Annotated in this window: 16 protein-coding genes and 2 pseudogenes; 16 read left to right on the top strand and 2 right to left on the bottom strand. The window is 72.5% G+C overall.

Translation table 11 applies throughout. The annotated features are described in order from the left end of the window. Positions 1-330: 330 nt before the first annotated feature. The 7 genes from ACIQG9_RS16440 (at position 331) to ACIQG9_RS16410 (ending at position 7,535) form a co-directional block, all read left to right on the top strand. Positions 331-1,092, top strand: a complete 762-nt coding sequence (locus ACIQG9_RS16440) for an ABC transporter ATP-binding protein (protein WP_400402730.1) — start codon at positions 331-333, stop codon at positions 1,090-1,092. After that, on the top strand, positions 1,079-1,771 hold the full coding sequence (locus ACIQG9_RS16435; RefSeq protein ID WP_400402728.1) for an ABC transporter ATP-binding protein: 693 nt from the start codon (positions 1,079-1,081) through the stop codon (positions 1,769-1,771). Before ACIQG9_RS16440 ends, ACIQG9_RS16435 begins: the two co-directional genes overlap by 14 nt. A gap of 38 nt (positions 1,772-1,809) precedes the next feature. Further along, positions 1,810-3,066 carry an ABC transporter substrate-binding protein gene (locus ACIQG9_RS16430; protein WP_400402726.1) on the top strand — a complete coding sequence of 419 codons (1,257 nt, stop codon included), beginning with the start codon at positions 1,810-1,812 and terminating at the stop codon, positions 3,064-3,066. A 55-nt stretch (positions 3,067-3,121) separates the two neighbouring features. Then, the gene (locus tag ACIQG9_RS16425) at positions 3,122-4,003 is read left to right on the top strand and encodes a branched-chain amino acid ABC transporter permease (RefSeq protein WP_400402723.1); all 882 of its coding nucleotides are present in this window, start codon (positions 3,122-3,124) and stop codon (positions 4,001-4,003) included. Next, positions 4,000-5,010: a branched-chain amino acid ABC transporter permease gene (locus ACIQG9_RS16420; RefSeq protein ID WP_400402720.1), complete on the top strand. Its 1,011-nt coding sequence runs from the start codon at positions 4,000-4,002 to the stop codon at positions 5,008-5,010. The genes ACIQG9_RS16425 and ACIQG9_RS16420 overlap by 4 nt, the downstream gene beginning before the upstream one ends. Positions 5,011-5,349: 339 nt before the next feature. Beyond that, entirely contained in the window at positions 5,350-6,915 is a 1,566-nt protein-coding gene (locus ACIQG9_RS16415) for an MFS transporter (RefSeq protein ID WP_400402717.1), read from the top strand. A gap of 11 nt (positions 6,916-6,926) precedes the next feature. Then, complete coding sequence (locus ACIQG9_RS16410; protein ID WP_400402715.1) at positions 6,927-7,535, top strand: TetR/AcrR family transcriptional regulator; 609 nt, start codon at positions 6,927-6,929, stop codon at positions 7,533-7,535. A 3-nt stretch (positions 7,536-7,538) separates the two neighbouring features. On the opposite strand, the gene ACIQG9_RS16405 is transcribed toward ACIQG9_RS16410, so the two are convergent. Continuing rightward, on the bottom strand, positions 7,539-9,458 hold the full coding sequence (locus ACIQG9_RS16405; protein WP_400403216.1) for a helix-turn-helix domain-containing protein: 1,920 nt from the start codon (positions 9,456-9,458) through the stop codon (positions 7,539-7,541). Positions 9,459-9,472: 14 nt separating this feature from the next. After that, complete coding sequence (locus tag ACIQG9_RS16400; RefSeq protein ID WP_400402712.1) at positions 9,473-10,255, bottom strand: 3-hydroxybutyrate dehydrogenase; 783 nt, start codon at positions 10,253-10,255, stop codon at positions 9,473-9,475. Positions 10,256-10,436: 181 nt separating this feature from the next. Here ACIQG9_RS16400 and ruvC point away from each other — a divergent pair, with 181 nt between their 5' ends. From ruvC to ACIQG9_RS16355, 9 genes and pseudogenes are all read left to right on the top strand, one after another. Then, positions 10,437-10,964 (top strand): crossover junction endodeoxyribonuclease RuvC, encoded by a 528-nt coding sequence (gene ruvC / locus ACIQG9_RS16395; protein WP_400402710.1) that lies wholly within the window; start codon positions 10,437-10,439, stop codon positions 10,962-10,964. Next, positions 10,961-11,563 (top strand): Holliday junction branch migration protein RuvA, encoded by a 603-nt coding sequence (gene ruvA / locus ACIQG9_RS16390; protein ID WP_400402707.1) that lies wholly within the window; start codon positions 10,961-10,963, stop codon positions 11,561-11,563. The genes ruvC and ruvA overlap by 4 nt, the downstream gene beginning before the upstream one ends. Further along, positions 11,560-11,886: pseudogene (locus ACIQG9_RS16385) on the top strand (Holliday junction branch migration DNA helicase RuvB); the annotation flags it as partial. The gene ruvA and the pseudogene ACIQG9_RS16385, both read left to right, overlap by 4 nt. 18 nt (positions 11,887-11,904) lie before the next feature. Then, positions 11,905-12,576: pseudogene (locus ACIQG9_RS16380) on the top strand (LAGLIDADG family homing endonuclease); the annotation flags it as partial. After that, a complete protein-coding gene (ruvB, locus tag ACIQG9_RS16375) occupies positions 12,565-13,632 on the top strand; it encodes a Holliday junction branch migration DNA helicase RuvB (RefSeq protein ID WP_400403214.1) in 1,068 nt (355 codons plus the stop codon). The pseudogene ACIQG9_RS16380 and the gene ruvB, both read left to right, overlap by 12 nt. A 193-nt stretch (positions 13,633-13,825) precedes the next feature. Continuing rightward, on the top strand, positions 13,826-14,119 hold the full coding sequence (yajC, locus tag ACIQG9_RS16370; RefSeq protein WP_400403212.1) for a preprotein translocase subunit YajC: 294 nt from the start codon (positions 13,826-13,828) through the stop codon (positions 14,117-14,119). A gap of 227 nt (positions 14,120-14,346) precedes the next feature. Further along, entirely contained in the window at positions 14,347-16,272 is a 1,926-nt protein-coding gene (gene secD, locus ACIQG9_RS16365) for a protein translocase subunit SecD (protein WP_400402706.1), read from the top strand. A 1-nt stretch (position 16,273) separates the two neighbouring features. Beyond that, positions 16,274-17,470, top strand: coding sequence for a protein translocase subunit SecF (gene secF / locus ACIQG9_RS16360; protein ID WP_400402704.1), 1,197 nt, complete (start codon positions 16,274-16,276; stop codon positions 17,468-17,470). A 110-nt stretch (positions 17,471-17,580) separates the two neighbouring features. Then, entirely contained in the window at positions 17,581-18,147 is a 567-nt protein-coding gene (locus ACIQG9_RS16355) for an adenine phosphoribosyltransferase (RefSeq protein ID WP_400402701.1), read from the top strand. Positions 18,148-18,252 lie beyond the last annotated feature (105 nt).

Genomic DNA, 18,252 nt, shown 5'->3' with positions numbered 1-18,252 from the left:
GCCCGCCCGTGCCGGCCGGTCCCGGCTGCGACGGCTCACCGGGCGGCTGTTCCCCGGCCGGGCCGACGGGAACAGCCGGCCCGGGTACCCCCGGGTGGGCCGAGCGGTGGCCGGGCCACATGGGCGCGCCCACCGGCGGCACCGTCGGTCCGCACCGGCCGCCCGGTGCGGGGGCGCGCATGGCCGTGGTCCCCGCCTGGCCCGCCGGGAATGTGTGTGACATCGACATGGCTCGACTCCACCGGGTCCCCGTAGGTTTCCAGCACGCGACGGTCCTGTGACCCCGGTCACCGACCTGGCTGCCGCGGTGGACCTGCGGAGGATGAGGCGATGGCCGGGCACGCGCTCCTGTCGGCCCGGGGGCTGACCCGCGACTTCCGGGGCTTCCGGGCCGTCGACCACGTCGACCTGGACGTCGCGCCGGACAGCGTGCATGCCCTGGTCGGGCCGAACGGCGCCGGGAAGACCACCCTGTTCAACCTGCTCACCGGATTCCTGCCGGCCACCGCCGGGCGGATCGAGCTGGCCGGCCGGGACGTCACCGGGCTGCCGCCGGAGCGGGTCGCCCGGCTGGGCGTGGCCCGCTCCTTCCAGATCACCAGCCTCTTCCCGCAGCTCTCCGCCCGGGAGCACGTCGAGTTGGCGTTGCAGAGCCCCAGCGGGCTGGGCTGGCGGTTCTGGCGCTCGGCGAAGCTGCTGGACCGCTACCGGCAGCGGGCCGACGAACTGCTCGACATGGTCGGCCTCGGCGCGCTGGCCGAGGCGCCCGCCGAGGCCCTCGCCTACGGCCGCAAGCGGGCCCTGGAGTTGGCCCTCGCCCTCGCCCTCGACCCGAAGGTGCTGCTGCTCGACGAGCCGACCGCCGGGATGGGGCTGGAGGACGTCGACCGCACCGTCGCCCTGATCGGCCTGGTCCGGTCCGGTCGGACCGTGGTGATGGTCGAGCACAACATGAGCGTCGTCGGCCGGCTCGCCGACACCGTCACCGTCCTGCAGGCCGGGAAGATCCTGGTGGAGGGCTCCTACGACCAGGTCCGGGCCGACGAGCGGGTCATCACCGCCTACCTGGGAGCCGCTGATGCTGCGCATTGACAAACTCTCCGCGTTCTACGGCGAGGCGCAGGTGCTGCGGGAGGTGAGCCTGGACGTCGCCGCCGGCGAGGTGGTCACCCTCGTCGGCCGCAACGGGGCCGGCAAGTCCACCCTGCTGCGCTGCGTGATGGGGCTGCACCCGGACCAGCGCGGCACGGTCGAGCTGGACGGCCGGGACGTCGGGCGGCTGCCGGCGTACCGGCGGGCGCGGGCCGGGCTCGGCTGGGTCCCCGACGACCGGGGCGCGTACGCCACCCTGACCGTCACCGAGAACCTGACCCTGCCGCCCCGGGTCGGCCCCGACCCGTGGCCCCTCGAACGGGTCTACGAGGCGTTTCCCGCGTTGTGGCAGCGCCGCGACTCGGCCGCGACCATGCTCTCCGGCGGCGAGCAGCAGATGCTCGCCCTGGCCCGGGTGCTGCGGATGGGCGCCCGGCTGCTGCTCTGCGACGAGCCCACCGAGGGGCTCTCCCCGCTGCTCGTGCAGCAGGTCGGCGACCTGCTGCGGAACGCCAAGCAGCACGGCGTGACCGTGCTGCTGGTCGAGCAGAACCTGCACTTCGCCACCGGCGTCGCCGACCGGCACTACCTGCTGGCCGAGGGGCGCGTCGTGGAGGCGATGGCCAACTCCGAGGTGCGCTCGCGGGAACGCGAGCTGCTGGCGTACCTCGGCATCTGACGACGGCTGACCCGCGCGGAGGCCGCGCGGCGGAAGGGATGGACATGCGTAGGAGCGTGGGTGTGGCCGCCGCGTCGGCGGCGGTGCTGCTGGCCGCCGGCTGCGGCGGTGGTGGCCCGGCCGGTGGCGGCGACCAGAAGCTGACCGGCGACAAGATCGTGCTGGGCGTGCTCAACGACCAGTCCGGGGCCTACTCGGAGCTGTCCGGGAAGAACTCGGTGAAGGCCGTGGAGCTGGCCATCGCCGACTTCAAGGCGAAGTACGGCGACAAGGCGGTGACGAAGGACATCAGCGTGGAGACCGCCGACCACCAGAACAAGCCGGACGTGGCCAACGCCAAGGCCCAGGAGATGTACGACCGCAAGGGCGTCGACCTGATCCTCGACGTGCCCACCTCGTCGGCCGCCCTCAAGGTCGCCGACGTGGCGAAGGAGAAGAAGAAGCTCTACTTCAACATCGGCGCGGCCACCACCGACCTGACCGGCAAGAGCTGCAACAAGTACACCTTCCACTACGCGTACGACACGTACATGCTGGCCAACGGCACCGGTAAGACCACCACCGAGCAGGTCGGCAAGAACTGGTACATCCTCTACCCGAACTACGCGTTCGGTCAGGACATGGAGAAGAGCTTCTCCGCCGCGATCGGCCAGGCCGGCGGCACGGTCGTCGGCAAGGACGGGGCGCCGTTCCCCAACACCACCGGCGACTACTCGACCTTCCTGCTCAAGGCCCCGACGCTGCACCCGAAGCCGCAGGTGCTCGGCACCATGCAGGCCGGCGCGGAGCTGGTCAACGTGGTCAAGCAGTACAACGAGTTCAAGCTGCGGGACAAGGGGATCGGGCTGGCGGTGGGCCTGATGTTCATCACCGACATCCACTCGCTCACCCCGGCGGCGTTGGCGGGCACCACCTACACCGACGCCTGGTACTGGAACTTCGACCAGCAGAACCGGGAGTTCGCCGACCGGTTCCAGGCCGAGACCGGGACCCGGCCGTCCTTCGCCCACGCGGCCAACTACTCGGCGGCGACCCAGTACCTGGAGGCGGTGCAGGCCGCCGGGACCGACGACGCCGACACCGTCGTCAAGGGACTGGAGGGCAAGACCGTCAACGACGTCTTCCTGCGCAACGGCCGGATCCGCGCCGAGGATCACCGGGTCGTGCACGACGCGTACCTGGCCCAGGTGAAGCCGCAGGCCGAGGTCACCGAGCCGTGGGACTACGTCAAGGTGCTCAAGACCATCCCGGCCGCGGAGGCGTTCCGCGCCCCGTCGGCGGACTGCAAGCTGTGAGCGCGAGGAGCGAGCCGGTTCTGCGAGCCCCGCAGTCGCGAACGAAGGTGGCGCGGTGACCGGCTTTCTCCAGAACACCTTCAACGGGTTGGTGAGCGGGGCGTTCTACGCCCTGCTCGCCCTCGGGCTGGCGGTGATCTTCGGCATGCTCCGGGTGGTCAACTTCGCCCACGGCGCGTTCTACATGCTCGGTGCCTTCGGCGCGTACGTGCTGCTCGCCGAGGCCGGGGTGCCGTTCTGGGCGGCCCTGGTCGTGATGCCGCTGGCCCTCGCCGTGCTCGGCATGGTGCTGGAACGGGCCGTCATCCACCGGCTCACCCGGCTCGACCCGCTCTACAACTTCCTGCTCACCTTCGGCCTCACCCTGATCCTCCAGGACCTGGTGAAGACCCGGTACGGCGTGCAGTCCAGCCCGTACGCCACCCCGGCGGAGCTGTCCGGCTCGGTGGACTTCGGGCTGTTCGACTTCCCGACGTACCGGGTCTTCATCCTCGCCTTCACGGTGCTGCTCTGCGGCGCCGTGTGGTGGGTGCTCAGCCGTACCCGGATCGGCATGGTGGTCCGGGCGGCCACCGAGCGGCCGGAGCTGACCCGGGCCCTCGGTATCGACGTCGGACGCTGGGTGACGCCGGTCTTCGGCTTCGGCATCGGGCTGGCCGGGCTCGCCGGGGTGCTCGCCGCCCCGATGCGCGCGGTGAACCCGCTGATGGGCGCCGACCTGATCATCGTGGTCTTCGCGGTGGTGGTGATCGGTGGGCTCGGCTCGATCTTCGGGTCGGTGGCCGCCGGCTTCGGCATCGGCCTGGTCCAGGCGTGGGGTGAGGCGTACCTGTCCGACTTCCCGATCGTGTCCCAGACGATCGTCTTCGTCGTGATGGCTGCCGTGCTGCTCTGGCGGCCGGCCGGTCTGTTCGGCCGTGAGGAGGCACCGGCATGACCACTGTGGTGGACACCGAGGCGGCCCCGGGGCCGGCCCGCTCCGGCCTGGTCGCGGTGGCCCGCGCCCCCGGCTGGGTCCGGTACGCGCTGCTCGCCGCCGGTCTGGGTGCCGCGCTCTGGCTGCCCAACGGGCTCTACCCGGCGGTCGCGGTCGACATCCTGTGCTGGGCGCTCTTCGCCGTCTCGGTGGACCTGCTGCTCGGCTTCACCGGCCTGATGTCCTTCGGGCACGCCGCGTTCTGGGGCACCTCCGCCTACCTCACCGGACTGGTCGCCATCCACGCCGGCCTGCCGTTCCCGCTGGCCGTGCTGGCCGGTGCGCTCGGCGCGGCGGCGCTGGCCCTGCCGATCGGGTACCTGGCGGTGAAGCGGACCGGCATCTACTTCGCCATGGTCACCCTGGCCTTCGCGCAGATGATCTACTACGTGGCGAACGAGTGGCGGTCGGTCACCCAGGGCGAGAACGGCCTCCAGGGGGTGCCCCGCGCGCTGTTCGGCCTCGACCTGTCCGACGACTACTACTTCTACTACGCGATCCTGCCGATCGTGCTGCTCGGGCTGGCCGCCGCCTGGCGGATCACGCACTCCCCGTTCGGGCGGGTACTGGTCGGCATCCGGGACAACCCGGCCCGGGCCCGCGCGCTCGGCTACCCGGTGCACCGCTACAAGCTGACCGCGTTCGTCCTCTCCGGATTCATCGCCGGACTCGGCGGCGGCCTGTTCGCCGTCGGCCACCGGTTCGTCTCCCTCGACGTGCTGCACTGGACCACCTCCGGCAAGGCCGTGATCGTGGTGGTCCTCGGCGGCATCGGCACGCTCTGGGGTGGAGTGCTCGGCGCGGCGGTGGTGGTCCGGCTGGAGGACTGGCTGTCGTTCTCCGGGTTCGAGTCCGTCGGCCTGGTCACCGGCGGCATCTTCGTCCTCGTCGTGCTGGTGTTCCGGCGCGGCTTGTGGGGCACCGTGGCCGCCCTGGCGCTGCGGTGGACGGCGGCCCGGCGCAGATAGCCGCGCCGGCGGCGGATCCGAACCGCGCCGTCCCAGCGAACCCCTGGTAGTGGTCACCTACCCGGGGGTACGTCTGGTGCTGACAGATCCGCTGCCGGCCGGGGCCGTCGTCGGCCCGCCTGACCAGCTTCTCCGCCGCGCTCGCGGCCTGCGGCGCGCCGTCCTGACCGGCCGGACCCGGGGCCGGCCGTCACCCGCCGCACGGGTGGCGTGACTCCCGACACATCCGATACGAAACGTCGCCGTATCGAAAACCTGACCCGTAAGGTGAACGACGTTACGAGTCTGCCCCGTATCGTATTGCGCGACGCGGGTGAGCCGGGGGGAGAACCGGAACCGATGGAACCGCACGAGAACACCGGACATCCGAGGCGGTGGGCGATCCTCGGCGTGCTGGTGATCAGCCTGCTGGTCGTCGTCCTCGACAACACCATCCTCAACGTCGCCCTGCGCACGCTGGCCGACCCGGTGCACGGCCTCGGCGCCAGCCAGGGCGAGCTGGAGTGGTCGATCAACTCCTACACCCTGGTCTTCGCCGGCCTGCTGTTCACCTTCGGGGTGCTCGGCGACCGGGCCGGCCGCCGCCGGTTCCTGCTGATCGGTCTGGTCCTGTTCGGCCTGTCGTCGCTGCTGTCGGCGTACGCGCAGAGCCCCGGCCAGCTCATCGCGGCCCGCGCCCTGATGGGCATCGGCGGCGCGGCCATCATGCCGGTGACCCTGTCGATCATCTCCAACGTCTTCGACCCCCGGGAGCGGGGCCGCGCCATCGGCATCTGGGCCGGCGCGGTCGGCCTGGCGGTGGCGATCGGCCCGATCCTCGGCGGCGCGCTGCTGGAGCACTACTGGTGGGGTTCGGTCTTCCTGATCAACGTGCCGGTGGTGGCGCTCGGCGTGCTGCTGGTGGCCCTGCTGGTGCCCGAGTCCCGCGACCCGAACCCGGGCCGGGTCGACGTGCTCGGCGTGCTGCTCTCGGTCGTCGGTCTGGTCGCGCTGACCTACGGCATCATCGACGGCGGCGAGCACGGCTTCGACCGTCCGCTGGTCTGGGCCGCCATCGTCGGTGGGCTGGCGGTGCTGGCCTGGTTCGTGGCGCACGAGCGGCGCAGTGACCACCCGTCGCTGGACGTCCGGCTGTTCCGGGTGCCCCGGTTCGCCGCGCCGGTGGCGATCGTCGGCCTGGTCTTCTTCGCCGCGATGGGGGTGATGTTCTTCAGCTCCTTCTACATGCAGTTGGTCCGGGGCTACAGCCCGCTGGAGACCGGCCTGCTCTTCCTGCCCTTCGCCGGCGCGCAACTGGTCTTCGCGCCGCGCAGCGCCGCGATGGTGCGCCGGTACGGCGGCCGGACGGTCGCCACGGTGGGCCTCGCGCTGACCGCCGTGGCGCTGGCCGCGTTCGCCTTCGTCGACGCCGACACGCCGATCTGGGTGGTGCTGGTGGTCTTCTTCCTCCAGGGCACCGGGATGGCGAACATCATGCCGCCGGCCACCGAGTCGATCATGTCGGCGCTGCCCCGGGAGAAGGCCGGCGTCGGGTCCGCGGTGAGCAACACCGTCCGCCAGGTCGCCGGCGCGCTGGGCGTCGCCGTGCTCGGCTCGGTGCTCTCCGCCGTCTACCGGCAGGACATCGCCTCGACGGTCGACACCCTGCCCGCCCCGGCCCGGGAGGCGGCCACCGAGTCCGTCTCCGGCGCGTACGCGGCGGCGGCCCAGCTCGGCCCGGCGGCGCCGAAGCTGATCGCGGCGGCCAACGACGCCTTCGTCTCGGCCATGCACTGGGCGGCGGCGATCTCCGCGTTGGTGGCCGCCCTCGGCATCCTCGTGGTGCTGCGCTGGATGCCCGGCCGGTCCGCCGCCACCACCGCACCGGCGGTGGTGGAGGAGCGGGAGTTGGCCGGAACCGCGTAGGTTCGGATTCAATGTCTGACATGAGTCACACCGCCGATGCTCCGCGGTCGCCCGGGCGACCGCGGAGCATCCGCGCGGACGAGGCCATCATCGAGGCCACCCTCGACCTGCTCGCCGAGGGCAGCACCATCGAGACGCTGTCCATCGAGGCGATCGCCGCCCGCGCCGGGGTGGGCAAGGCCACCATCTACCGCCGCTGGCCCGGCAAGGACGCGCTGCTGCTGGACGCGCTGCGCCGGCTCAAGGGCGTCGTGTCGCAGCCCGCCGGGAACTCCGTCCGGGACGACCTGGTGCTGCTCGTCGGGGCCGTCGGGCACAACATCGACCCCCGGGCCGCCAAGATCATGCCCTGCCTGGTGCCCGAGGTGAACCGCAGCCCGGACCACTTCCAGCTCTACCAGAACATCATCGAGCCGCGCCGGAAGCTGATGCGCGAGGTGCTGCGCCGGGGCGTCGCCAGCGGCGAACTCCGGGCCGACCTCGACGTCGAGGTGGCGATGGCGCTGTTCACCGGGCCGATGCTGATCCAGCGGATGCTGCGCTGGCACCCGGAGCTGGACGACCGGCTGCTGCCGGAGAAGATCGTCGACGGGGTGCTGGACGGCCTGCGGACCCGCTGAGACTCAACCCGCCGGGGTCCGCAGCCGGTGCAGGCGCAGCGCGAGCTGCACCTCCAGTGCCCGCTCCGGCCGCTGCCAGTCCGCGCCGAGCAACTGCCCGACCCGCTCCAGCCGCTGGGTCACCGTGTTGACGTGCACGTGTAGCTGCTCGGCGGCCCGGGCCAGGCTGCCACCCACCCCGAAGTACGCCTCCAGCGTGCGCACCAGCGCGGTGCCCCGCCGCGCGTCGTAGTCGACCACCGGCCCGACGGTGCCGGTGAGGAACCGGGCCACGTCCCGTTCCCCCTGGTCGCCGACCGTGCCGAGGAGCAGGCCGACGAAGCCCAGCTCGGCGGTGCTCGCCCCCTCGCCGGTGCGGCCCAGCGCGCCCAGCGCGGTGAGGCAGCGGTCCGCCTCGGTGAAGGTCGTCGCCAGCCCCGCCGCCCCCGCCGCCGGGCCGCTCGCCCCGGCGGTCACCGGCCGACCGGTCACCCGGGACAGGTCCCGGGCCACCGCGCGGGCGCTGCCCCCGGCGTCCCGGCCGGGCAGCATCAGCACCACCCGACCGTCGCGCGCCGCGGCCAGGCCACCCCGGGTCGAGGCGTACGTGGTGGCCCAGGAGAGCACCCGCAGCCGGGCCGAGCCGGTGGCGGCGAACGCGTCGTCGCCGACCGCCACCAGCACGTGCGGCGCGTCCAGGTCCACCCCGAGCCGGCGGGCCCGGCTGCGCAGCGCGTCGAGATCCCGCAACGGCCGGGCGATCAGGTCGTCGAGCAGCTCGCCCCGGACCCGCCCCTCCGCCTCGGCGACGGTCCGCCGGAACAGCAGCAGCAGCGCGGTGACCAGCGACGCCCGCTCCAGGATCCGCTGGTCGGCGTCGACCAACTCGCCGTCCGGGCGCAGCACCAGCGCGCCCAGGTTCTCGGCCCCGGCCACCACCGCGGCGTACCAGAGTCGGCCCCGCCGCACGCTGCGCCCCTCGGTACGGGAGGCCGCCACTGCCTCCACCAGGTCGGCCCGGTCCGGCTCGCCGATCTCGCCCACCCGGGCCAGCAGCCGTCCCTCCGCGTCCAGCGCCAGCAGCGCGCCGCCCAGCACCTCGGTGACCGCCGCGGCGACGTCCTCCATCCCGCCGCCGCGCAGCACCAGCGCGGTCATCCGGTCGTGCGCCGCCGCCGCCCGCTCCACCGAGCTGCTGTGCGCCCGGATGGTGGTGTTCGCCGCCGACAGCTCGGCCAGCGCCGAGCGGGTCTCGGCCAGCAGCCGGGCGGTGTCGATCGCCACCGCCGCGTGCGCGGCCAGGGAGACCAGCAGCGACACCTCCTCGCGGGCGAACGGCCGGGCCGACCGGTTCGCCGCGTACAGCACCCCGATGACGCTCGACCCGAGGCGCAGCGGCACCCCGAGGATCGCCACCAGCCCCTCCTCGCCCACCCCGCCGTCGATCTCCCCGGTGTGGTGGAACCGCTCGTCCTCGGCGTAGTTCGCGGTCACGTACGGGGTGCCGGTCTGCGCCACCAGGCCGCCCAGGCCGTCGCCCATCTCCAGCCGCAGCCGTTGGAACCGCGCCGAGATCGACCCGTCGGTGACCCGCATGTACGTGTCGCCGCGCTCGTCGTCGTTGAGCGTCATGTACGCCACGTCCGCGCCGAGCAGGTGCCGGGCCCGGTGCACGATGGCCCGCAGCACGTCGTCCAGGTCGCGCAGCCCGGCCAGGTCGCCGGCGGTGTCGTACAGGCCGGACAGCTCGGTCTCCCGGCGGCGCCGACGTTCCAGCAGGCCGCGTACCCGCAGCGCGACCAGCTTGGCCTGTTCGAGTTCGGCCAGCCGCTCGGGGGGCAGCCCGGCGGCCCGGGCCGCCACCAGCGGGCCCTCGAACTCGACGGGCGCCGCCTCCCGGGCGAGCAGCTCCAGGAACTCGACCGGCGACGACATGACGCCCATTGTGCGGGTTGCCACTAGTTCGCCGTCCAGCCCCCGTCGAGGGCGATCGACGCGCCGGTGATGAACGCCGCCGGCGCCGAGCACAGGTACGCCATCAGCTCGGCGACCTCCTCCGGCTCGATCAGCCGCTTGATCGCCGCCCGGGCCAGCATGATCTTCTCGACCACCTCGTCCTCGCCGATGCCGTGACTGGCCGCCTGGTCGGCGATCTGGCTCTCCACCAGCGCGGTGCGCACGTACGCCGGGTTGATGCAGTTGGCGGTGACGCCGTGCGCCGCGCCCTCCAGGGCGACCACCTTCGACAGCCCCTCCAGCGCGTGCTTGGCCGACACGTACGCCGCCTTGTAGGGCGAGGCGCGCAGCCCGTGCACGGAGGAGATGTTGACGATCCGGCCCCAGCCCTGGGCGTACATGTGCGGCAGCGCCCGCCGGATGATCTGGAAGGGCGCCTCGACCATCACCCGGTGCAGGTGGGCGAAGCGTTCGGTGGGGAAGTCCTGGACCGGCGCGACGTGCTGGAGACCGGCGTTGTTGACCACGATGTCGACGGCGGCGTCGATCCGCTCCAGCGCCCCGGGCTCGGCGAGGTCGACGCCCTCCGCCCGGCCGCCCGCCTCGGCGGCCACCGCCGTGGCCGCCTCGACGTTGCGGTCCACCACCAGCACCGCCGCGCCCGCCGCGGCCAGCCGCAGGGCGCAGGCCCGGCCGATGCCGCTGCCACCACCGGTCACCAGGGCGCTACGACCGGAGAGGTCGACGTGTACGACGTGGGGGACCGCCACGGGTTCTGCCGTCATGGCGCAAGAAGTTACGAGCTGGGTGGCCGGCGGCACATGGGGCGGCGACACATACTCCGACCCGGAACTGTGTGGCGGGCGCCGCGTCCGCCGGTGGTCGGCGTGTCCGCCCCGCCGGTCGTCGGGGCGGACCAGTAGGGTGTCGAACACACGTACTGCCGGCGGTCGGGGAGGAGGCGGCGTGCGGGTGTTGGGCGTCGACCCGGGGCTGACCCGGTGCGGGGTCGGCGTGGTCGAGGGCGTGCCGGGGCGGCCCTGCACGCTGGTCGCGTACTACGTCGTCTACACCGATCCGGCCGACGACCTGCCGCTGCGCCTGCTGCACCTGGACCGGGCACTGACCGACCTGGTGGCCGAGCACCGGCCCGACGCGGTCGCCGTCGAGCGGGTGTTCAGCCAGCACAACGTCCGCACGGTGATGGGCACCGCCCAGGCCAGCGGGATCGCCGTGCTGGCCGGGGCGCGCGCCGGGCTGCCGGTGCAGACGTACACGCCGAGCGAGGTGAAGGCGGCGGTGACCGGTTCCGGCCAGGCCGACAAGAAGCAGATGACCGCCATGGTCACCCGGCTGCTGCGGCTGGCCGAGCCGCCGAAGCCGGCCGACGCGGCCGACGCCCTGGCGCTGGCCATCTGCCACGTGTGGCGGGGCGGCACCCGGTCCAAGCTGGCCGCCGCCGCCGACCGGGTACGACGAGGAGGGGCACGATGATCGCCAGCGTGCGCGGCACGGTGACCGCGACCGGTCCGGACCACGCGGTGGTGGAGGTCGGCGGGATCGGCCTGGCCGTGCAGTGCGCCCCCGGCACCCTGGCCGACCTGCGGGTCGGCCAGCCGGCCCGGCTCGCCACCAGCCTGGTGGTCCGGGAGGACTCGCTCACCCTCTACGGCTTCGCCGACGACGACGCCAAGCACCTGTTCGAGCTGCTCCAGACGGCCAGCGGGGTGGGCCCTCGGCTGGCCCAGGCGGTGCTCGCCGTGCACTCCCCGGACGCGGTCCGCAAGGCCATCGCCAACGCCGACACCGCCGCCCTGACCCGGGTGCCGGGGATCGGCAAGAAGGGCGCCGAGCGGCTGGTCCTGGAGCTGCGGGACCGGATCGGCCCGGTGCCGGTGGGCGCCGACGGGGCGGCCGGGGTGACCGGTGGGGCCTGGCCCGACCAGGTCCGCCAGGCGCTGGTCGGGCTCGGCTGGACGGCCGGGCAGGCCGACCAGGCGGTGGCCGCGGTGGCGGAGACCGTCGACGGCCCGACCCCGCCGGTGCCGGTGCTGCTCAAGCAGGCCATCCGGCTGCTGGGCCGGACCCGGTGACCGGCGACGGCCTCGTCTCGGCGTACGCCGACGACGCGGAGCGCGACGCGGAGGCCAGCGTCCGGCCGAAGCGGCTGGACGAGTTCATCGCCCAGCACCGGGTGCGGGACCAGCTCGACCTGCTGTTGCAGGGCGCGATGCGGCGTGGCGCCCCGCCGGACCACATCCTCCTGTCGGGGCCGCCTGGCTTGGGGAAGCCGGTATCCGTCGATGCCCTGGTGTTGCTGGAGGACGGCACCCGGCGGCGCCTGGGTGACATCGTCGTGGGTGATCGCGTCATTACCCGTACCGGTGCCGGTGCCCTGGTCACCGCCGTCCACGAGCAGGGTGAGCTGCCATCGGTGCGGATTCGGACCACCAGCGGCCGGGAGGTGGTCGCCGCGCCGGACCATCCGTTCTGGACACCCGACGGTTGGACCAAGGCGGGCGACCTGACCGAGCAGGATTTCGTCGCGAACGTGCTGCGTCCGGAACTCGTCGCCGACGGCACGGAGGACCTGGCCGAGTACAAGCTCGCCGGGTACCTGGTCGGGGACGGCTGCACCACCAACCAGGTGACCTTCACCGGGGTTGACCCGGAAGTACTCGCCGACTTCCGGTCGACCTGTGACCGGCTCGGTCACCCCCATACCACCCGGCCCAACAGCGCGCGGAGTTCCCTGATCCGGATCTCCGGACTGCGGCCCTGGCTGGCCGAGCACGGGCTACTCGACAAGAATGCCTGGCAGAAACGGGTGCCGGAGTTCGTCCTCCGAGGGGACAGTTGGCAGGTCGGTGCGTTCCTCGGTGCGTACTTCGCCTGTGACGGCACCGTCAGTCGGCGTGGCCGCGACCGCTACGACCTCGTGGTGGAGTACTACAGCGTCTCCCATGGGCTGCTCGCCGACGTCCAGCATCTCCTGCTGCGCCTGGGCATCCAGTCGCGGCTTAAACTCAAGCGGGGTCGTTACCAGGGCAGGCCGCACGAGTCTTGGCGGCTCAGCATCACCAGTCAGGACGACGTGGCCCGGTTCGCGGAGCGGATCACCGTCATCGGTGATCGCGGGACCCGACTGGCCGAGTGGGCGCCGCGCCGGAACCGCTTCGAGGAGCGTCTCGCCGCCGACCGAGTGACCTCGGTGGAACCCGTCGGCCTGCACCGCTGCCGCTGTCTGACCGTCGACGGCGACCACACCTTCACCGTGAACGACTTCGTGGTCCACAACACCACGTTGGCCAACATCGTGGCCGCCGAGCTGGGCTCGGGCATCCGGGTGACCAGCGGCCCGGTGATCGAGCGTTCCGGCGACCTGGCCGCCATCCTGACCAGCCTCGCCGAGGGCGACGTGCTGTTCATCGACGAGATCCACCGGATCGCCAAGCCGGCGGAGGAGCTGCTCTACAGCGCGATGGAGGACTTCCGGGTCGACGTGATCGTCGGCAAGGGACCGGGGGCCACCGCCATCCCGCTGGACGTGGAACCGTTCACCCTGGTCGGCGCGACCACCCGGTCCGGCCTGCTGACCGGCCCGATGCGGGACCGGTTCGGCTTCGTCGCGCACCTCGACTTCTACTCCCCGGCCGACCTGGAGGCGCTACTGCACCGGTCGGCGCGGATCCTGGGCGTGCCGATCACCCCGGAGGGGGCGGTGGAGATCGCCGGCCGGTCCCGGGGCACCCCCCGGATCGCCAACCGGCTGCTGCGCCGGGTCCGCGACTACGCCGAGGTCCGGGCAGAGGGGGTGGTCACCCTGGAGACCGCCCGGGCCGCCCTGACCGTGTACGACGTCGACGCGCTCGGCCTGGACCGGCTGGACCGGGCGGTGCTGACCGCGCTGGTCGACTCGTTCCGGGGTGGGCCGGTGGGGCTGTCCACGCTGGCGGTGGCGGTGGGGGAGCAGCCGGACACGGTGGAGGAGGTCTGCGAGCCGTTCCTGGTCCGGGCCGGCCTGCTGGCCCGGACGCCCCGGGGGCGGGTGGCCACCGAGGCCGCCTGGCGGCACCTGGGCCGGACCCCGCCAAATGGTACATTCGGCACCGAAGCTCCCGCTGTGCCCGATCTGTTCTCGACTGCGCCCGATCAGCCGTGATCCGAACGTGATCTGTGCCGCATTCGGCGTTCTCAGGTGCAGGGATTAGACTCGCCGCGGTCTGTACAGGATGTGAATATCCGCCTCCGCTCCGGCGCCTCCCGCGCCGCGACGGAGGCCAATGGGAAGGTCGCACACCGTGCTTTACGCAGCACAGTCCGGCGGAGGCGCCGGCAGTCTGACGCCGATCATCATGATCGCCCTGCTCTTCGGGGTCATGTACTTCATGATGATCCGACCGCAGCAGAAGCGCCGCCGCGAGGCCGAGGCCATGCAGTCCGGGCTGGGCCCGGGTGACGAGGTCGTCACCATCGGAGGGCTCTACGGCGCGGTCGTGGGCGTGGAGGACGACACCGTGCTGCTGGAGGTGGCCCCCGGCGTGCAGACCCGCTACGCCCGTCCGGCCATCGCGCGGGTGGTCACCCGGGCCGAGCAGCCGGTGGTCGAGGAGCCCGTCACCGAGGACGCGGAAGCCGTCAAGGAGTGATTGTCCCGCCCGTCGCTTCCGGGGCGGGCGCGACGTGACAACTGGATAGGTGGGCCGGTTCCCGTGACCGGCACGCGCCCCGTCCGCCCGACGCCCCCACGTCGGCGGTGGGACGCCGTGCCGGCCGTCGGGGGCGGGTCCGCGGAGAGCATGTCGGACGGGAGACCCCGGTCCGACTTCGTCGCCACTGCACCGGCGGCGCGACCGTTACAGGGAGACAGACAGCCGTGGCACCACCTCAGGGACAGATGCGCCCCGGGCGGCAGCTCGCCGTGCTCGGGTTCATCTTCGTCGTCCTCTATCTCTTGGTGTTCTTCTCGGGCGGCGCCAGCGGCGGCTGGAAGGACCGGTTGGAGCCGCGGCTCGGCCTGGACCTGATCGGCGGTACCCGGCTGACGCTGGAGGCGACCAACAGCCTCGACGGCAAGCCCCCGACGGCGGCCAACCTGGAGGAGGCCCGGCAGATCATCGAGAGCCGGGTCAACGCCTACGGTGTGGCCGAGGCCGAGGTGGTCACCGAGGGCAACCGGAACATCGTCATCTCCCTGCCGGGTGAGAACCGCGAGCTGACCGACGTCGGCAGCGCGGCGGAGCTGCGCTTCCGCAAGGTTCTCAAGGCCGCCGACGGCAGCGGCGCGGTCACCGCGCCCCCGTCGGCGACCCCGACGCCGACCCCGTCGGGCAGCGCGTCGGCGCAGCCCACGGGCAGCGCGTCGCCGAAGGCCACGGGCAGCACCGCCCCGAAGGCGACCAGCTCGCCGAGCGCCGGTGGCCAGGGCGGCGGCGCCCCCGCGCCGAGCGCCAGCGCCAGCGCCTCGCCGTCCGCGTCGGCCTCGCCGAGCGCCCCGGCCGCCTCGCCCAGCGCCAGCGCCGCCCCGGTGCCCCAGGACATCGAGCAGCAGCGCAAGGCCGTCGAGCAGAAGGTGGGCGCGCCCGCCTGGGCCGCCGCCAGCGGCCTGCAGGCCCCGGCCGACCTCGCCACCGACCCGTCCCTGGCGGAGAAGCTCAAGCCGTTCGGCGACCTCTCCCCGCAGGAGATCGCGGTACTGACCCCGCAGATGCAGTTCAACGTGCCGACCATCACCTGCGCCCAGCTCGACAAGCGGCCCGCCGCCTCGATCAAGGACGAGAAGCAGCAGGCGGTCGCCTGTGAGGGTGGCGCGGCCAAGTACCTGCTCGACCAGGCCAAGGTGGTCGGCACCGACGTCAAGGACGCCAACGCGGTCCTCGACCAGGCCAGCACCTGGGTGGTCAGCCTGAAGTTCACCGGCGGCGGCCAGTCCAAGTGGACCGAGCTGACCCGCGAGGCGTTCACCAACGCCGGCAGCGGCTGTGACCAGACCGCCCTCGGCCAGGACGGCAAGTGCCGGGTGGCGGTCGTGCTGGACAACGAGATCGTCTCCTCGCCCGAGATCCAGGGTGTGCTGACCGGCGACTCGCAGATCACCGGCAACTTCGACAGCCAGACGGCCAACGCGCTGGCCAGCCAGCTCCGTTACGGCGCCCTGCCGGTCACCTTCGTGCCGCAGGAGCAGCAGAACGTCACCGCGACGCTGGGTGACAGCCACCTGCGGGCCGGCCTGCTGGCCGCCGGCATCGGCCTGCTGCTGGTCATCATCTACTCGTTCTTCTACTACCGGCTGCTCGGCTCGGTGATCTTCCTGAGCCTGGTGCTCTCCGCGCTGCTGGTCTTCGGCGCGCTGGTGGTGCTCGGCCGGTCGATCGGCTTCACCCTCACCCTCGCCGGCATCGCCGGCATGATCGTCTCGCTCGGTGTGGCGGCGGACTCGTTCGTCATCTACTTCGAGCGGCTCAAGGACGAGATCCGGGAGGGGCGCAGCCCCCGCAGCGCGGTGCCCCGCGCCTGGATCCGGGCCCGCCGGACGATCATCTCGGCGAACGCGATCACCCTGATGTCCGCCGTGGTGCTCTACATCGTCTCGGTCGGCACGGTGAAGGGCTTCGCCTTCGCCCTCGGCCTGGCGACCGTGCTCGACCTGGTGGTGGTCTTCCTCTTCCGCCACCCGATCATGACGATGTTCGCCCGGACCCGGGCGTTCCTGTCCCCCCGGGTCAGCGGTCTCGGCCGGGCGCTGCCCGCCCGGTCCGCCGAGCAGGGCACCGCCCGCAACCCGCGCGTCAAGGAGGCCTGAGATGGCGAAGAGTGGTCTGGCGTCCCGGCTCTACCGGGGCGAGGCCGATCTCAACATCGTCGGCCGGCGCAAGCTGTGGTTCGCCGTCGCCGGGGCGCTGGTGCTGATCGCCGTGCTCAGCTTCGCGGTGCGCGGCTTCAGCCTGGGCATCGAGTTCGCAGGTGGCAACTCGTTCCAGGTGCCGGCCAGCGTCGGCACCCTGGACCAGGCCGAGGCGAAGGTCGACGAGGCGTTGGCGGCCGAGGGCGGCGGTGCCAAGGTGGTGACCGCGCAGAAGGTCGGCAGCACCAGCGGCGAGTACTACGAGCTGCGCACGTCGCAGCTCAGCGCCGAGCAGGCCAACGCGGTCAAGGCCGACATGGCGCAGGAGTTCGGCATCGACGTCGACCAGATCAGCGGCAGCCAGGTCAGTGAGGCGTGGGGCAGTCAGGTGACCTCCCGGGCGCTGCTCGGTCTGATCATCTTCGTCCTGGTGGTGGCGGTCTACCTGGTCCTGCGCTTCGAGTGGCGGATGGCGGTCGCCGCGATCGTCTCGCTGTTCATGAACCTGATCCTCACCGCCGGCATCTACTCGCTGGTCGGTTTCGAGGTGACCCCGTCGACGATCATCGGGTTCCTCACCATCCTGGGCTTCGCGCTCTACGACGTGGTGGTGGTCTTCGACAAGGTCCAGGAGAACACCCGGGGCATCACCGCCAACAACAACCAGACCTACGGCGAGGCGGCCAACCTGGCGCTGAACCAGAGCCTGATGCGCTCGCTGAACACCTCGGTGGTCGCCCTGCTCCCGGTCGGCGGTCTGCTCTTCATCGGTGCCGGCCTGCTGGGCGCGGGCACCCTGAAGGACCTGGGTCTGGTGCTCTTCGTCGGTATGGCGGTGGCGTTCCTGACCTCCATCCTGCTCTCCACCCCGCTGCTGGTGCTGCTGAAGAACCAGGACCCGCGGATCAACGCGCACCACAAGCGGGTGCTGGCCCGCCGGGGCGCGATCGCCCGCGGCGAGATCACCCCGCGCGGCGCGACCCGCCCGGCCACGGACGAGGACGGCGACGAGCCGATCGACCCGGAGGCCGCGGCCCTGGCCGGCAGCGCGCCGAAGGTCGGCGCCCGGCCGACCGGCAAGCGGCCGACCGGAGCCCGGGGCGGCCGTCCCAGCGGCGGCGGGGGCAACCGTCCGGGCGGCGCTAAGCGGCGCTGACCCGGGAAGGCCGGGGCGACGACCCGGTAGGAGCCGATCCGACGGCGTCCGCCATGCTGTCCGAGCAGCGTGACGGACGCCGTCGTCGTAGCGAAGGAGAGCGGATCACCGTGACGGAGACCCACAGCACCGGCGTACGGGGAGACAGCGGTCCGGAGGTGGCCCGGCTGGTGGCCAGCCGGGTGCTGGACGTGCCGGACTTCCCCAAGCCCGGGGTGATGTTCAAGGACCTGATGCCGCTCTTCGCCGACGGCGAGGTCTTCCGCGAGGTGATCGACGGGATCATCGAGTACCACGGGCGGGACACGTTCGACATCGTGGTCGGCATCGAGGCCCGGGGCTTCGTGATCGCCGCCGCGATCGCGTACGCGACCGGCATGGGGGTGGTGCCGGTGCGCAAGGCGGGCAAGCTGCCCCGGCCGGCGTACTCGGCCTCCTACGCCCTGGAGTACGGCGAGGCGACGCTGGAGGTGCACCAGGACGCCTTCACCGCCGGGCACCGGGTGCTGGTGGTCGACGACGTGCTGGCCACCGGGGGCACTGCCGAGGCGACCCTCGACCTGGTCGAGCGGGCCGGTGGCACGGTGGCCGGCTTCACCGTCCTGCTGGAGTTGGGCTTCCTGGCGGGGCGCAGTCGACTCGCCGGGCGTCCGGTGCATGCCCTGCTGACCGTTTGATCCGAATGCCGTGCCGGGGGCCCGGCTCGGACCGTCCGGCGGAGCGGCACCGCACCCACCGTGCGGGTAGCATTGCCCTTTGCTGACCGGGCGGTCGCCCGTCCG

The organism is Micromonospora sp. NPDC092111 (assembly GCF_044755745.1).
Lineage (GTDB): Bacteria > Actinomycetota > Actinomycetes > Mycobacteriales > Micromonosporaceae > Micromonospora.
This window is presented reverse-complemented; position numbering and strand designations above follow the sequence as displayed.

Coding starts and splice junctions, on each gene's coding strand:
- yajC (WP_400403212.1), top strand. CDS start 13,826: ATGATCGCCCTGCTCTTCGGGGTCATGTACTTCATGATGATCCGACCG.
- secF (WP_400402704.1), top strand. CDS start 16,274: ATGGCGAAGAGTGGTCTGGCGTCCCGGCTCTACCGGGGCGAGGCCGAT.
- ACIQG9_RS16405 (WP_400403216.1), bottom strand. CDS start 9,458: ATGGGCGTCATGTCGTCGCCGGTCGAGTTCCTGGAGCTGCTCGCCCGG.
- ACIQG9_RS16420 (WP_400402720.1), top strand. CDS start 4,000: ATGACCACTGTGGTGGACACCGAGGCGGCCCCGGGGCCGGCCCGCTCC.
- ACIQG9_RS16400 (WP_400402712.1), bottom strand. CDS start 10,255: ATGACGGCAGAACCCGTGGCGGTCCCCCACGTCGTACACGTCGACCTC.
- ACIQG9_RS16430 (WP_400402726.1), top strand. CDS start 1,810: ATGGACATGCGTAGGAGCGTGGGTGTGGCCGCCGCGTCGGCGGCGGTG.
- ACIQG9_RS16410 (WP_400402715.1), top strand. CDS start 6,927: ATGTCTGACATGAGTCACACCGCCGATGCTCCGCGGTCGCCCGGGCGA.
- ruvA (WP_400402707.1), top strand. CDS start 10,961: ATGATCGCCAGCGTGCGCGGCACGGTGACCGCGACCGGTCCGGACCAC.
- ACIQG9_RS16440 (WP_400402730.1), top strand. CDS start 331: ATGGCCGGGCACGCGCTCCTGTCGGCCCGGGGGCTGACCCGCGACTTC.
- ACIQG9_RS16415 (WP_400402717.1), top strand. CDS start 5,350: ATGGAACCGCACGAGAACACCGGACATCCGAGGCGGTGGGCGATCCTC.
- ACIQG9_RS16435 (WP_400402728.1), top strand. CDS start 1,079: ATGCTGCGCATTGACAAACTCTCCGCGTTCTACGGCGAGGCGCAGGTG.